The 15,482-nt window shown below is 42.6% G+C and carries 15 protein-coding genes; 7 read left to right on the top strand and 8 right to left on the bottom strand.

Annotated elements, in window-relative coordinates; translation table 11 throughout:
- Window positions 1-38: 38 nt before the first annotated feature.
- Complete coding sequence (locus tag ACLD71_RS17745) at window positions 39-848, top strand: fumarylacetoacetate hydrolase family protein (RefSeq protein ID WP_411991525.1); 810 nt, start codon at window positions 39-41, stop codon at window positions 846-848.
- Between the two features lie 26 nt (window positions 849-874).
- On the opposite strand, the gene ACLD71_RS17740 is transcribed toward ACLD71_RS17745, so the two are convergent.
- Entirely contained in the window at window positions 875-1,276 is a 402-nt protein-coding gene (locus tag ACLD71_RS17740; protein WP_411991524.1) for a hypothetical protein, read from the bottom strand.
- Between the two features lie 229 nt (window positions 1,277-1,505).
- Here ACLD71_RS17740 and glnS point away from each other — a divergent pair, with 229 nt between their 5' ends.
- A complete protein-coding gene (glnS, locus tag ACLD71_RS17735; RefSeq protein WP_411991523.1) occupies window positions 1,506-3,170 on the top strand; it encodes a glutamine--tRNA ligase in 1,665 nt (554 codons plus the stop codon).
- 43 nt (window positions 3,171-3,213) lie between these two features.
- Window positions 3,214-3,849: a peptide-methionine (S)-S-oxide reductase MsrA gene (msrA, locus tag ACLD71_RS17730; protein WP_411991522.1), complete on the top strand. Its 636-nt coding sequence runs from the start codon at window positions 3,214-3,216 to the stop codon at window positions 3,847-3,849.
- A 67-nt stretch (window positions 3,850-3,916) separates the two neighbouring features.
- Here msrA and ACLD71_RS17725 read toward each other — a convergent pair whose 3' ends face one another.
- The 4 genes from ACLD71_RS17725 to ACLD71_RS17710 form a co-directional block, all read right to left on the bottom strand.
- Window positions 3,917-4,159 (bottom strand): DUF6482 family protein, encoded by a 243-nt coding sequence (locus ACLD71_RS17725; protein ID WP_303551075.1) that lies wholly within the window; start codon window positions 4,157-4,159, stop codon window positions 3,917-3,919.
- A 125-nt stretch (window positions 4,160-4,284) separates the two neighbouring features.
- The gene (locus tag ACLD71_RS17720; protein ID WP_137674717.1) at window positions 4,285-4,512 is read right to left on the bottom strand and encodes a hypothetical protein; all 228 of its coding nucleotides are present in this window, start codon (window positions 4,510-4,512) and stop codon (window positions 4,285-4,287) included.
- 301 nt (window positions 4,513-4,813) lie between these two features.
- Window positions 4,814-5,386, bottom strand: a complete 573-nt coding sequence (locus ACLD71_RS17715; protein WP_411991521.1) for an LON peptidase substrate-binding domain-containing protein — start codon at window positions 5,384-5,386, stop codon at window positions 4,814-4,816.
- A gap of 84 nt (window positions 5,387-5,470) precedes the next feature.
- The gene (locus tag ACLD71_RS17710) at window positions 5,471-6,409 is read right to left on the bottom strand and encodes a tRNA-(ms[2]io[6]A)-hydroxylase (protein WP_411991520.1); all 939 of its coding nucleotides are present in this window, start codon (window positions 6,407-6,409) and stop codon (window positions 5,471-5,473) included.
- Between the two features lie 114 nt (window positions 6,410-6,523).
- Between ACLD71_RS17710 and ACLD71_RS17705 the strand changes: the two genes are divergently transcribed.
- Window positions 6,524-6,706, top strand: a complete 183-nt coding sequence (locus ACLD71_RS17705) for a hypothetical protein (RefSeq protein ID WP_137674719.1) — start codon at window positions 6,524-6,526, stop codon at window positions 6,704-6,706.
- Here ACLD71_RS17705 and ACLD71_RS17700 read toward each other — a convergent pair.
- Complete coding sequence (locus tag ACLD71_RS17700) at window positions 6,690-7,610, bottom strand: J domain-containing protein (protein WP_411991519.1); 921 nt, start codon at window positions 7,608-7,610, stop codon at window positions 6,690-6,692. The two genes, ACLD71_RS17705 and ACLD71_RS17700, sit on opposite strands and share 17 nt — an antisense overlap.
- Before the next feature lie 141 nt (window positions 7,611-7,751).
- Between ACLD71_RS17700 and ACLD71_RS17695 the strand changes: the two genes are divergently transcribed.
- A complete protein-coding gene (locus ACLD71_RS17695) occupies window positions 7,752-8,909 on the top strand; it encodes a JmjC domain-containing protein (protein WP_411991518.1) in 1,158 nt (385 codons plus the stop codon).
- A 311-nt stretch (window positions 8,910-9,220) separates the two neighbouring features.
- A complete protein-coding gene (locus tag ACLD71_RS17690) occupies window positions 9,221-10,327 on the top strand; it encodes a phosphoribosylaminoimidazolesuccinocarboxamide synthase (protein ID WP_411991517.1) in 1,107 nt (368 codons plus the stop codon).
- A gap of 69 nt (window positions 10,328-10,396) precedes the next feature.
- On the opposite strand, the gene ACLD71_RS17685 is transcribed toward ACLD71_RS17690, so the two are convergent.
- Both ACLD71_RS17685 and ACLD71_RS17680 read right to left on the bottom strand, forming a co-directional pair.
- A complete protein-coding gene (locus tag ACLD71_RS17685; protein WP_411991516.1) occupies window positions 10,397-13,288 on the bottom strand; it encodes a PAS domain-containing protein in 2,892 nt (963 codons plus the stop codon).
- 55 nt (window positions 13,289-13,343) lie between these two features.
- A complete protein-coding gene (locus ACLD71_RS17680; protein WP_411991515.1) occupies window positions 13,344-14,573 on the bottom strand; it encodes a phosphatase PAP2 family protein in 1,230 nt (409 codons plus the stop codon).
- Window positions 14,574-14,770: 197 nt separating this feature from the next.
- Between ACLD71_RS17680 and recR the strand changes: the two genes are divergently transcribed.
- On the top strand, window positions 14,771-15,373 hold the full coding sequence (gene recR / locus ACLD71_RS17675; protein ID WP_137674725.1) for a recombination mediator RecR: 603 nt from the start codon (window positions 14,771-14,773) through the stop codon (window positions 15,371-15,373).
- Window positions 15,374-15,482 lie beyond the last annotated feature (109 nt).

The raw sequence follows: 15,482 nt of genomic DNA, 5'->3' as shown, positions 1-15,482 counted from the left end.
CTATTGTTATTAAACAGTAGTTAAGCAAGGGAATGTATATGAGGCTTTTATTTAATGGACTAGTCGTTGTTACTGCGAGTTTGCTGGTGAGTGCAGGGCTGCAAGCCGCCCAATATGCGCGAATCAACACCGATGACGGTGTAGTGTGGGTAGAGCGTAAGGGAGAAACCCTGCATCACTTAAGTGATTCGCCGTTAGCGGGTGGTGAGATAAAGGCTAACTCTACGCCTGTTAACAAGGCTGAGTTTGTATTGCCGGTTGAGCCTGCCACGGTATTTGCAGTCGGTTTGAACTACCGCAGCCATGCCGGTAATGCTGGCGCTAGTAAACCAGAGATATTTTATAAATCAGCTAGCTCTTTGAGCATAGGGGGCGAGCTAGACTTACCTGCTGATGCTAATAACGTACATTTTGAAGGTGAGCTCGCGGTGGTGATAGGCAAACCATGTGCAAAAGTGACTAAGCAGCAGGCTAGCAATTGCATATTTGCTTATACCGCTGGCAACGATCTCACTGAGCGCTCTTGGCAGGGGCAAGATTTGCAATGGTGGAGAGCCAAAGGCGCTAATGGTTTTGCACCAATATCTCCTTGGTTAACCACGGTAAGTGGAGAAAACACCTTTACAGTAACGACTACGCTCAACGATAAAGTGGTTCAGCAAGAATCAAGCAGCAATATGATTCATTCGGTTGAGGATATTGTTAGCTATATTAGCCAATACGTTATTTTGCAGCCTTGGGATGTGATTTTTACTGGGACACCTGGGCGAACTCAAGCATTAAAAAGTGGCGACAAGGTTAGTGTGAGTATTGAAGGTTTGGGCGAGGTGCTTACTCACATCAAGTAAGCACCAGCGTGGTTTACAGCGTGTGTTTACTTAACCGGGGTTAAGCCTTTATCTCGGTTTTTCTTGGCGCCGTCTAAGTCAAAGTCTGCTGAAGCCCAAGCAGCGGCTTCTTCAAAGCTGAATTTGTTAGCGGCCCAGTCTTTAGCGGCGGTTAAATCGAAACCAGAATCTATCCAGCCTCTAGCATCAAAGGCAGTAAAGGTTTGCCCCCAAGAAGTTATTTGAGCAGGGTCAGTAAATTTCTGGTCAATAAACTCTTTTACCTGTGGCTGACTCATTCCTGCTCGCACATAGGTTTGAACTTGTTCTACATTTACGCCTATTTCTTTCCAAGCAGCGATTTCAGATTCCGACATACCATCCCAGGTGGGAGTGCTGGAACAAGCCACTAATAACAGCAATCCAAATGCAACGCTTAATATACGCATATTTTATTCCCTTAATTATCAACAATAGCCTTCTAGAAATATAAACCATAACTACAAAACTGCCATTTGTTAGGGCTGTTGTAAGGTTAAAGTGGTAAGGAAAACGGCTGAGCTTAAGTGCCGGTAGGCTATCTTTTCAACGCTTGATTGATGGTTGCTTGTGCTGAGCTGAATAATCAGTGATTATAGGGGATTAAATTAGATATTCGGTATATATAGGTAGGCTGGTATGAGTGAGGCGGACAATCGCCCTAGCAATTTCATTCGTCATATTATTGATGAAGATCTTCAATCGGGAAAACATACAAGTGTGCATACACGTTTTCCTCCTGAGCCAAACGGCTATTTACACATCGGCCATGCTAAGTCGATTTGTTTAAATTTTGGAATTGCTCAAGACTACCAGGGTGCATGTAACCTACGCTTTGACGACACCAACCCAGAAAAAGAAGACATTGATTACGTTAACTCGATTCAGCAAGACGTTAAATGGCTGGGCTTTGAGTGGAACGATGAGGTGTGTTATTCATCAAACTATTTTGATCAGCTACACACTTATGCAGTAGAGCTGATTGAGAAAGGTTTGGCGTTTGTATGTTTCTTAAATGCAGAAGAGTCTCGCGAGTATCGTGGCACCTTAAGCCAACCGGGTAAAAATAGCCCATACCGAGATACCTCAATAGAAGAAAATTTAGCTTTGTTCGAGAAAATGCGAGCGGGCGAGTTTAAAGAAGGTGAGTGTTCATTACGCGCTAAAATAGACATGAGTTCTTCGTTCATGTGTATGCGTGACCCAGTGATTTATCGTATTCGTTTTGCTCACCATCACCAAACCGGTGACAAGTGGTGCATTTACCCAATGTACGATTTTACTCACTGTATTTCTGACGCTATCGAAGGCATTACTCATTCTTTGTGTACCTTAGAGTTTCAAGATAACCGCCGTTTATACGACTGGGTATTAGAAAACATCACTATTGATACGGTACCGCATCAATATGAGTTTTCACGCTTAAACCTTGAATACACGGTTATGTCTAAGCGCAAGTTAAATACCTTAGTCACCGATGGCCATGTAAATGGTTGGAATGACCCACGTATGTTGACCATTGCCGGTTTACGCCGCCGTGGTTATACCGCTGGTTCTATTGTTGAGTTTTGTAAGCGTATTGGCGTGACCAAAATGGAAAACATGGTAGAAATGCCAATGTTAGAAGCCTGTATTCGTGAAGACCTAAATGCCAATGCGCCACGTGCTATGGCGGTATTAGATCCGATTAAAGTGGTTATCGAAAACTATCCTGCGGATAAAGTAGAGCAACTAAGTGCGCCGCTTCACCCAAGTGAAGACATGGGCGAGCGTGATGTACCGTTCAGTCGTGAACTGTACATTGAAGCAGAAGACTTCCGTGAAGAAGCCAACAAGAAGTTTAAACGCTTGGTGATTGGTAAAGAAGTTCGCTTACGTAACGCCTATATGATTAAAGCTGAGCGTTGCGACAAAGATGAAAATGGTAATGTAACTACGGTTTATTGTACTTACGACGACACAACCTTGGGTAAAAACCCTGAAGACGGTCGCAAACCTAAAGGCGTTATTCACTGGGTATCGGCTGACCATGCCAAGCCTGCTGAAATTCGTTTGTACGATCGTTTGTTCACAGTACCTAACCCAGCTGCTGAAGAGGACTTTACCCAAGTGCTTAACCCTGAATCTTTAGTGGTTAAACAAGGTTTTGTTGAACCTAGCTTGGTGACAGCGCAAGCAGAGCATGCGCATCAATTTGAGCGCCAAGGTTACTTCTGTGCAGACAGCCAAGATTCAAGCTCAGAAAAGCTAGTATTTAACCGTACTGTGGGTTTGCGTGATACTTGGGCAAAAATAGGCGACTAGATAGTCAGTTACCGCCTTTATCGAGATTAATGGAGTTGTATCGATGAGCAAAACGGACATGGTAAGTGAGCAAGACGCATTAGTGGGTCGCGATACTGCGATTACTCTTGATGGCGTTCATGCGGTAAACGGCAGTAACTATTTGCAAGCGGCTGCCGGCTTAACAACCGCTTATTTTGGATTAGGCTGCTTTTGGGGCGCAGAGCGTTTGTTTTGGCAGCAAAATGGTGTGGTATCTACAGCGGTAGGATATGCAGGTGGTTACACCGCTAATCCTAGTTACGAGGAAGTGTGCACCGGCCTTACCGGTCACACCGAAGCGGTAAAAGTCGTATACGACCCAAGCGTGATTAGTTATCAGCAGTTGTTAGCGTGCTTTTTTGAGCAGCATGATCCTACTCAAGGAATGCGTCAAGGCGGCGATGTTGGCACTCAGTATCGCTCAATGATTTTTGCGAGTAATAGTGAGCAAGCCAGTCTTGCTCAACAGGCTCAACAGGCCTACCAGAAAGCCTTGCAAGGCGAAGGGTTAGCGCGAGCGATTAGCACAGAGATAGTTGATTTTGAGGTGTTTTACTATGCCGAACTCAATCATCAGCAGTACTTACATAAAAACCCTAACGGCTATTGCGGACTAGGTGGCTTAGGTGTTTGTTTACCACCTTGGTTACAAGACTAACTAGCCTTTAATGTAAAAAGCAGCCTACGGGCTGCTTTTTTGTTGGTTTACCTTTAAATAGACAGGTTTAATGCTTTGACCAATCGAGTTCAATTTTCATTTCTGAATGACTGCTAGGTAATCCGCACATCTCATCGTACGCCGAGTGGTGTATTAACCACACTTTATCCGGATGCTGTTGCTGGTAGTGCTGTTTAACGCTTGAAAGGCTGTTAAATCGTTTTGGATGGCTCTTGTTTTGAGCAGGGTTAAGGTTCTGCTCGCAAACTAGGTAAATATCGCCTTCGTGAGAATTAATAACGAGTTCCATTTTGTTTCCTAACCGTGATTGCACTTAATAGTGAATACGTAGCAAAGATCAAAATAGATGAGTGGGTGGGATAATAAAGGAAGAGAGAACTGGGGGAGGGTAAATCCACCCCCAAGATTTCTAAGCTAGCGGCGTAACTTTAAGATACTAATTGGGCAGCTTATGCCTAATTTTTCAGCGGCTTGCTTAAAACCGGCCTCTAAATTCTCAAAACTCAAGTTTGAGGTAAATTCCATGCATAACATGTCTCGCTCTTTTTCGATGTTCCATAATACGGCTTCATCAGAAGTGGCGGTTTGGATCAGCGGTAGTGCTTGTGTTATTGCTGCGCTTATTTTTGCTTTATATCTCATGAATCACCTTTAAGAAAGTCAGGGTCGCAGATCACTCACTTTCAAACTACTAGATATTTAATGTTCCAAGGGTATTAGGGCAGTAGTGCAATTGGACGCCGCCGTACGGCATTTAACTACTGCTCCTTAATCATCATCCATGACAAAGCCATCTTAAAGCACTTTTGATTACAAGACTGTGTAAAAGTTCGCAAAATACGATAAATATGACTTTTTTGAGTTAATTATAAGTTTTTAGTGCTGAAAATTGACATTAAACTTAGCGATTAATTGGTCAAGATGTAATCGCTATATATTTCAGTTACCTAGCATCTATTGTTATTTCAGACACTAGTTGATGTACTAAGTTATCTAGGGTATTAAAGTCGTCTTCGTTTAAAATTTGGTTCTTAGCATTGCTAGAAAACGGCAGTAATTCTAACCAACGAGATACCACCCAACTTTCGTCGTCGTAGGCAAAAAAATCGGGGTGTTGTTCGTACAAGCTGTGTTGCACTAAAACTTGCTGTAATTTCTCACTGAGATCATCTTCAATAGGATTTGCTTGTTCAAGTGACCAAGCAGGTTTGTTTTTTGTTAGCGCACTATAGAGTTTATCATCCGCTTGATTAGTATCGCTGAGTTCGACGCGCTCTAAGCCTCTAATTGTTATGCCTAACATGCCATCTTCAAGCTGCTCAAAATCTTCAATCATGCAATGCACACCAATGTTAAATTGAGGGAAGTCGTCATTACTGGGTTGGCATAGCACAAAGCCTTTGGCTTCTTCACTGGCGATTGACACCAGTCGTAGATAACGAGGCTCAAAAATTCTTAGCTGACTTAAGCCACCAGGTAGTACCAGTAGATCTAATGGAAACAAGGGTAATCGCATAGGTCACCTTATCTTAATCAAACTATGTATTTAACTACGTGAGTAAATCGGTAGTTGATCAATGTTGATGGTGCTTTATCAATATTAGCTGATAGGAATGCCGCTGTGAAAGCGAAAAGTAGGATCTGTTTGTTGTATAAGCTCGGCCTCTGCTTGGCCAATTTGCTGTATGCGAGATTCTAGTTGCTCTTGCGGGAGAATACTGGCGGCTAAACTTAGGTAATCTTGATAATGTCTGGCTTCTGAGCGAAGCAAGGATTGATAAAACTTACCGATGTCTTGGGGTAAGTGGGGCGCTAATAAGGAGAAACGCTCACATGAACGGGCTTCTATATATGCACCAACGATAAGTTTATCGGCTAATGCTTGTGGCTCAAAGTGGCGTACTTGGCGAATTAAGGCTTTTGCGTAACCGCCCGCACTGATGTTTTTATAAGACACTTGGTGGCTGTTCATTATTGCGCAGACTTGTTCGAAATGATGTAACTCTTCTCTAATCAGTAGTCGCATTTTTTCTATTAATTGAGCTTGAAAAGCGCTTAAGCCGGCGTTTACCCCGCGCTGGCTATTTCGGCTAAGTGCTGAATATTGGTTTGCCATGCTGCGGTTGTTAAGGTTTAGCTCTTGGCTTAATTGCTCTACTAATGAAGGTAGTATGTAGCATCTAGTCATTATGTTTAGTGTGGCGTGCGCTAAATCTTGTTGTTCTTTACTCGCTTGCCGAATGCCTTGAGGAAAAAACCACTGCTTAAAACCTTCAACAGACCATTTTCCTGCTCTAAATATTAGGTACTCGTAGGGCGCGAGTAGGTTTTTTAGCTCTTGCTGTAACTCGGGCGCGCTATTTGTTACATATTTGCTGATCAGTTTGCTAGCAGTAGCGGCTGCTTTCCATTCAGCATTTGCATGGTCGGTAAGCAGTAAACTGAGGTTCTCTGGTTTACGAGCTTGCTCTATCCAAGCTTGAGGAGTTGAGCAAAATAAGAATTGATTGGTCGGTGCGAGTAGAGAGCTATATGGCATAGTGGTAAAAAAGAGTCCGTTTTCTGTCACTTCGCGCAGTTTCACCCATTTGGAGGCTTGTTTTCAAGTACTTGATGCGTACACTTAACGCTTCTTAAAAGATGAGATGGTGTTATGGAACACATTAGCCAACAGTTTGATCAACTGCTAGCCCCACTAGAGCAGCTAAGTAGTTTATGTAGAAAACTACCTAGCGGCGAAAAGAAAAACGCCTTAGAAAAGCAAATCGCGTTAATTAAAGAACAAAATGAACAAGCTAAGTTAGAGGCTTATCAGTTAATCAAGAATCCGGTTTAACCTCTTCACCGCTTTGTTGTTCGGCATCTTCCTCAATAAGTACTGCTTTATCGTCCTGAGAGCTAACATTTAGGCTCGTAGCTTGGTCTAAGGCAAGCTCGGGGTCTTTGTCTAAAACATGGTCTAACGCCTGCTCTTCAATGGGTTCTTGCTCAATACCTTGCCTTGTTTGTTCAGTCTGTAGTTCGTTTAGCAACGCTTCAAATGTGTTTACGGCAATGAGGGGAGGCGCGGGGACTAAGGCAATATTCTGTTGAAGTAAAAACTGTTGCTGCTGAACACTTAGTTGTTCAGTATTACTATTAAGCAGCAATCCTTGAATCACCTCTAAACTAGTGGCTAAATCAGACTCTAAGTATTGCTGCCTAGCGCTGGTTAAACGCAGTTTTTGTTTTAGTTCCCAAGTTTTATACCCTTGTTCTGGGTTGAGCGAATTGGGGACTGGCAACACTGGGGCTGGCGTTATGATTGATGGTGCAGGTTGTTGGCTAATCAATGCGTTTAGCTTTTTCTCACTTTGGTACCAATTAGATGCCAAAATCATAATCGCGATCAGCAACACACTGGTTACCGCAGGAAATACTACTTTTTGTAATTGTTTGGTTTCTTTTTGTTGAGCTTTTTTAGCGACGGCTACACTGAGCTTTTGAATATAAAATTGCTGCTGGTGGATGGTTTTCTTTAGCGCTAAAACTTGTTTGTTACTGCTATCCAGAGGTTGATTTATTGCTAGAGAGCCTTCTCCAATCATGAGTTTTTGATAGCTATTTTTAATCATCACCATCAACTCAGCAGAGCCGCCTTTATCGGGGTGGCAGCGTGAGGCAAGTTGTTTGTAACGAGATTTTATTTGTTCTTCTGTAGCATCTTCATGAAGATCAAAAAGCTTAAAATGCGTAGTCATGGTGCGTGTAACTTTCCCTGTATTTCTGTGAATAAGCATACAAACTTTTAATGCTTTTGTCTTAATTAATCACCGTTAAGCAATGCAAACTTTGATGCCTTTATCGGGTACAATCGTGCTGCTTAACAAGAGGTAAAGTGCATGCAATATCAAGTCGCGTTTAATATTGAAGATTTTATGGCCAATTATTGGCAGCAACAGCCATGTTTACTTAAACAAGGGATGCAGGCATTTATTGATCCATTAAGTGCTGAAGAATTGGCTGGATTGGCAATGGAGCCTGAAATTCAGTCGCGCTTGGTAACCTCTAGGGGCCAGCAGTGGCAAGCTGAATTAGGCCCTTTTGAAAACTTTGATCTGCTCGGTGATTCTCATAGCTCTTTGTTAGTGCAGGGGGTTGACCATTGGCACCCTGAGGTGGCGAAACTGGCTGAGGCATTTCAGTTTATTCCTAACTGGCGTTTTGATGATGTAATGGTGTCTTATTCAACGCCGGAAGGTGGCGTAGGACCGCATATCGATCAGTATTGCGTATTTATTATTCAAGGCGAGGGTAGGCGCCATTGGCGGGTGGGTAAAAAGCAAATGCTTAAAGAGTTTGCTCCTCATGCCAAACTTAAACACTGTGGAGCTTTTGACGCTGAGATTGATGTCATTTTAGAGCCTGGTGACGTACTTTATATTCCACCAGGTTGCCCACATGAAGGTTACGCAGTCGAACCGGCCATTAATTACTCCATTGGTTTTAGAGCGCCTAATGCTAAAGATTTATTGTCAGGATTTGCTGATTATCTATTACGCCATGACGTAAGCTCTAAGCGTTTCGCTGACCCGAAACGCTCTGCGACTCAAGAGTTTGGGCGGATCGCTGAAAACGACAGCTTAGCGTTAAATAAGTTAATGCTAGGGTTGCTTAATTCGCCAGAAGCCACCGCGCAGTTTTTGGGTGAGCACCTAAGCGAAAACGCCCATAGCTCAGATATTGTGGTACTGAGCGGTAGCGAAGATGAACTAAATTACTCAGAATTACATGCCTGCATGGAGCAAGGCATTGCTTTAACTCGCTGTGCAGGTATTAAGGCGCTTTATCTGGATGTACTGCCTTATCAAATATTTGTTGATGGCCAAGCTTATGCAATACCTAATTGCTCGTGGGCATTAGCTAAAACGATGTGTGATAAGTCGGTTGTGGATAGTTATTCTTTACGCGCCTTTGATGAAGACAATAAACAACTCGATTGGCTTATCGATTTAGTTAATGCGGGTTACTGGTATTTTGATGGGCAATGCGACGAGTAATTTGCAAACAGTTATAACGCAAACAAGGTAGGAACAAACTGGCAGCATGAGAGCTGCTGCCGTTTAAGTTTACGTTTTTGCGCTGTTACACTTGTATTCGCCAATGCAAAAAGCTTTAAACATCCCTTGGTTTCTGAAACCAAGGGTTCGAAAAGCTATTGCAGTAAGGAATTGCTGTATGAACGGGGGAATGGCTAGCAGTTGTGATACTTTCTGGTAAAATCCCTCAGCAAATGAATGTTCCCCGTTAAATCAGCATGTAAGCAATCATAATTTGCTGATTTTTCGCTTTAAATATAGGACTGTTTACCATGAGTCTTGCTGATAAAGTATTAGCAGTGAATAACGATTTACCCATTCGCACCGACAGCCCAGTACATAGCGGTAAAGTACGCTCCGTATATTGGCTAACCGAAGCCGACAGCAAACGACTCATTAAAGAAAAAGGCTACAACGTAGCGGCTGATACACCGTTAGCCATTATGGTGATAAGCGATCGTATCTCTGCCTTTGACTGCATTTGGCATGGCGAAGACGGCCTAAAAGGCGTTCCCGGTAAAGGCGCAGCCTTGAATGCGATATCTAATCACTGGTTTAAGTTGTTCAAAGAGCAGGGCTTAGCCGATAGCCACATTCTAGACATTCCTCATCCTTTTGTATGGATTGTACAAAAAGCCCGTCCGGTAATGATTGAAGCCATTTGTCGCCAATACATTACCGGTTCTATGTGGCGAGCTTACGATAAGGGCGAACGTAACTTTTGTGGTATTGATTTACCAGAAGGGTTAAAGCGTGATCAAAAGCTGCCAGAGTTGCTCATTACTCCTTCTACTAAAGGCATCCTAAAAGATATTCCTGGTGTACCTGAAGCTGATGATGTGAACGTAACTCGCAACAATATTGAAGATAATTTTGCAGCCTTCAAGTTTACTTCGGCCTCTGATATCGACCTATACGAGAACCTATTAAAGCAAGGTTTTGATGTTATTAGCCAAGCGTTAAGTGATATCGACCAAGTGTTTGTTGATACTAAATTTGAGTTTGGTTATGTCACCGATGCGCAGGGTAACGATAAGCTAATCTACATGGATGAAGTGGGTACACCTGATTCATCGCGCATTTGGGATGGCCCGCAGTACCGCCAAGGTAAAGTGGTTGAAAACTCGAAAGAAGATTTCCGCCAAACCTTGCTTAGCTACTTCCCTGATCCAGATATTTTGTTAAACAAAAATCGTATGCCTGAACGTGAAGCATTGGCTCGTGATAACAACTTACCGGTAGAAGTGCTGATGAAAATCTCTAGCACCTATATTGGTATTGCTGAGAAGATCACTGGCTCAAAAATTGTTATGGGTGATAACCCTAAACAAGAAGTGGTGGATATTCTCCGTCGAGACTACGACTTAATCACCGACTAGATAAAAAAGAACAAGGCAAATATGCCTTGTTCTTTTTTGCTCGACTTAGCTATAAGCACTAACTTAACGTTAACTGACTAAACTGCTTAAGGCTTCTTTAACCGCTAATTCATTTTGTTGAATACAGGCTTGGTTTAGCTCATTCAAACTGTTCTCTAGTGGTGCTAAAGAAAACTTCCCAGCATCGCACGCAATATGGTTTATATGTTGTTGTATTTCAGGCCAGCGCTGTTCTCCAACATAGCCATTGATTAGGCTCGCTCTATTTTTGGTTTCAATAGTAAATACCCGATACAACTCATTTAAGTAGCTTTCTTTGAAACTATGTTGAGCCAAGCTAGCACCTGTTTTACTGGTCAAAGTAGCGCAATCTGTACCCTTTAAGTTATTGGAATTTAGCTCACTCAGTGATTTGATCAGGCTTAAGTAATTAAATTCAGAAAGCTGATGCGTATGTAATAACTGCTCATCGTCGCAGATTGATTCAAAGCCCTGACCAAATTGTTGATCGAGTTGAATGGCATTCACTAACTGTTGCTGAGTGAGAGGGCCAACTAAAGGGTAGTAATTTACGCCTTGAAGTTGCTCTGCTAATAGTGCTGAATTTGACTCTGTATCTGTTACTACTAATAAAGAAGGGCGCTGACTGCGCTGTTTAACTTGCTGAATACGTTTTGGATTAAGGTCTTCAGCCTTAATCAGCAGGTAGTCCACTTGGTCCAAGTTTTTGATTTGGTTATAGGCTTCTTGCCACACTCGATGTTGCCAATTAAATTGCAGTTGACTTGTTTTAAGTTCTTCAAAGTCATGTTTGGACTGACTAAATGAGGCTATGCTTAAGTCTGTTCTAGACGTTTGTAGTTCTAGATCTTCAGCTTTAATAATTGCTTGAGCTATATCGCTAAGATTCTGCTGTTCTTCGCTTTCTTCTTCCAACGATAACGTGGCCATTAAGTAGCTATTCGCTTTTGCCCTAAGGCAAGTTAGATGAGAGTGGTTTGTTTGTTGTATCTGAGAATCATCTTCAAGTAGTTGCAGAGTTTTGATTTGGTTAAGGTTTAGCTCATCAAGCTCTGTTGGCAACTGATCATCTGTGCTGATGTATACCACCTCGCGGCTATCATCAAGCTGACTATATTGCGCTTGCTCTATTACTTCTGCACCTAGCAGTTGTAATTGTAGGCTAAGACAACGCTGAACAAACGGATCAGGCAAGGCGACGACGCACTGGGTTGTTTGAGGCTTGTCTTGAGCCGAAAACAATACTTGATCGTTTAAGGCCGCAAAATCAAAGGTTAAACTCAAGGTATCTTGGCTTTGTTGTTGCCTAGCATTAACTTGCTTGGTTAGTGCAGCGCTGCAGCCAATGATTGATTGTTGTAACTCGCTTAAAGCCTGCGCATTCTCGCTGTCTATGCTAAACACCAATTGCTCTTGTTCAGTGGTAAGCTGAAACAGCACCTGTGAGCCCTCTGGGTACAAAGACACTAAATACAACTGAAGATGTAATATGGCACTTAGATGTTCGCTGTTGACAAAATACTGCTGTTTTACTTCAGGGCTCACCACTAACGACCAACTCAAGCTTTTTGACCTGTACAAGGGGCTGAAGGTGAGTAAATGACTTTCTAACTCGACTAATATAGACCTAGCTTGAAGGGCAATATCAGCTTTATGCGCTTGTTCCCAAGGTAAGCACTTCATAAGAGTACTTAAGCGAAGTTGTGCGTCTAACGCTTGGTAATTAAGCGTGTGTGAAAATGCTAATTGGCTAGCATTGTTTAACTGATTTAAGGCTTCTATACAGCCTGCTTTTAACGGTGTGTAGAGCGAAGCAAGTTGTAATTGTTCAATGCGTTGCTCACGTTTTTGCTTACTCGCCAGGTCGCTTTTATGCTCAGGGATCGGACTCAGACTAACTAAATAAAGACTGTCTTCATTAAAAGGTAAGGCTACGTGGGTTGCCGCATAGGCTTGTTGATTCTGTTTGCTTGATGCCAGCATACAGAAGCTCTCGGGGAAGGATACTAGTAGCTCCATAAAATCAGCAGGCTCATAATCCTGATTGTTTACCGTATGAAAATAATTATTTAGGCTTATTTTAATCAGTTTATTTTTATCTACTCCTAAAAATGCCAAGCCTATCGGACTAGATTCAATGATGTGATTATGCTCATCAACAATGAAGGTGGCATTGTCAGCATGTTCAAGCAAGGCTTGTTTTAAACTGTTCGCTCGACTAGATAACTCAACCAGTTGCTTTAACTTGGTTTTATCTTTTTCGTGTTTAGATTTAGTACGAGTGAGCTCTTTCTGTAGTTTAGTATTGGCCATTTCCAAGGCGGTTTTAGAGCTAGTGACTAAAGGCTTTTGCTCCCCCATACTGGGCTCTTTTTGGATTTTGGTATCATTCTTTGAAGGGGGTTTGTGCTTATTTAACAAACTACTAGCGATAAGGCTTAAGGCAAGCTGTATTAAAAGTATCGCAATAATTAAATTGATAAGTGCTAAACGATGAGGGTAAAGCCAATAGTAAACATTGCTGGGAGTGGCAAACTCTATTTCTACCCAAGCAACAGGGTTTATTTGGCTGGCTGGCCGTTGTTGGTTATCAACTTGTGCGGCTAATTTATTGGTTTTTTGGGCGTCTGATTGGTTTGATTTACGCGCTTCACCTGCCTCTGCCATTAATTGCTTAGAACTTTGATCAGTCACTTTTACGTAGTTAATGCTTGGTGATTTAAGGAGTTGCTGAGCTAAGTCGGTAAGGATATTTTTGTTTTGTGTATTCACCGCTCGGCGCGCGCTTATTTCAAATAAGCTGAGAGCGGTGTTAACTTCTGCTTCAATTGCTGCGGTGTGCTGCTTATAAAGAAAAGGTAAGCTAATTGCTGCTAAGCTGGCAATAACGATGATGCTTAATAAGTTAAACAGTAATGTAGATTTCAAACGCGTTCTCACGGGCATCCTTGCTAGCTAAAGCTCAAAAATTTGGGCGCTTAATGCGCCCGAGTCATTAAAATGCGTAACCTAGTCGTAGATAAATGCTGTCAAACTCAACCTTTCTAAAGGTTTTAGCATTGTCTTGGTCGCGCTTATAGTAATTGTAACCACCGCCAATGTCCCAACGTTGGTTAAAGGCATAATTTACACTTAAATCAGAAGATACAACTTCACCGTCTCCATTGTTGCCGTACTCACCGGCCAAAGCTAGGTTTACGCTTGGGGTAAAATAGTAACCAACAGTGGCGTTGACTAAAGGATAAAATAGCCATTCTTCTTCGCCAGAAAGCTCGCTAGAAAAGCTAGAGTCTGGGTAAAGGGATGCTTGGGCATATTGCACTAATAAGCCTAAACCTGCTTTGGCAATCCACTGTTTGTCTAGTTGTAGGTCATATTGCCAGTTTACCGCGTTATCCCACACTTGGTATTGGGCATAAACATCAGTGCTACCTTCTACTTTACCTTGGTCACGAGCTTCGTAAGGTTGAGTCTGGTAGCTAAAGCTATGTTGGTCGCTAGCAAACCAGGTCCAGCGCGCTGCGGCAGTGGTTACTGTATCCTCTTGGCCAAATTCAATATTTTGGTCGTTGGCAAAACTACCGATATCATTTGATTTTAAGCGGGTAGGGCCAAGTAAAAAATCGAATTTGAATTGCGGATCAAAAGTAGTTGCCGGCTTTTTAGAGCGTGTCCCCCCTTCAAAAAAGCCATTAGACAGGGATATTTTTAAACCTTTCGCGTCGCCGTCAACCATGGGGCTTACGCGAATGTCTTCATCAATAGGGTTAACGAAAAATAGGTTACTTAAGGTTGCGATACTAGCTCCGGCGACCACGTCATCCCAATAGTGTTTGTCGCCATGTACTCTGCTCCAACCTGTGTAAGCCGCTAAGGCATAAGCAGGAACGCCCCATGCTGAGCCATAACGTGTTTGAAAAAATGACGCGCCGCTGAATGCTGCTGCAGTGTGCCCTGAAGGGAAGGAGTTATTAGTGGTGAAATTAGGTCTGCGTTTATCTACCGCAAATTTAATACCGTGGGTAAATACCATAGTCGTTGCAAAAGACTTAGTAAGCTGAAGGCTACCGGCATAATCTTCTTTCATTAAACTTACTGCTAAACCGCCTAATGGCAGCAATATTTGAGTGTAATCACCAATTTGGACATAGGTTTCTTCGGCCATAGAGTTGGCACTGAGTGTTGCGAGCACGGCGGCTGCAACTAGGCTTGTTTTCAGCTTCATTGTTCTTCCTTGTTTTATTTGGTGATTAATCCGTAATCACCAATACTGCTTTACACATTTTATAATACGCAGGCTACCGCTGTTAGGCTAGTAAACAGCTTAACTAAATACCGCATAAATATTTGCTGAGTTAAGATGAATTTTGTAAATCACACTGTTACATTAGCCTCGCTTAAATAGAGTTTAGTGGAAGTTTAATGAAATATAGCCCTAGTATTGACCAACTGATTAAATCGCTACAGGTTTTACCTGGGGTTGGCCCCCGCAGTGCGCAACGTATGGCGTTTCACTTGTTAGAAAGAAAACGTCGAGATGGTTTGCAATTAGCCGAGCATCTCACGAAGGCGATGGACGCTGTTGGCCACTGCGAGGTGTGCCGAAATTTTGCAGAAGAAGACTTATGCCCAATTTGCCAATCGCCAAAGCGTACCAGCAAAGGGGTGATTTGTGTGGTTGAAACGCCAGCCGATGTAGCCGCAATTGAACAAACTGCGCAGTTTTATGGTAGTTATTTTGTGCTTATGGGCCATCTATCGCCATTAGACGGCATTGGCCCCAGTGAACTGCATTTAGATAAGCTAGAACGGCGTTTAGCTAATGAAGATGTTTCAGAATTGATACTTGCAACCAACCCAACTGTAGAAGGTGAGGCGACTGCTTATTACATCGCCGATATGGCAAAGCGCTATAAAGTCAAAGTATCGCGTATCGCCCACGGAGTGCCGCTTGGTGGTGAATTAGATAGCGTGGATGGAACAACGTTGTCTCACTCCCTCATTGGCCGCCAGCAGTTCGATTAAATGAGTGGTTAACACTAAGCACAAAGCTCACTAACGTTAGTGAGCTTTTTTATTTGTGGTAGATAATTTTTTTTAGTGCATTGCTTGAAATCAAAATTGCTTACCCCCA

Origin of the sequence: Agarivorans sp. DSG3-1, assembly GCF_046774965.1 — a bacterium.
Lineage (GTDB): Bacteria > Pseudomonadota > Gammaproteobacteria > Enterobacterales > Celerinatantimonadaceae > Agarivorans.
The sequence above is the reverse complement of the archived record's forward strand: the minus strand, read 5'-3'. Positions and strand labels throughout refer to the sequence as shown.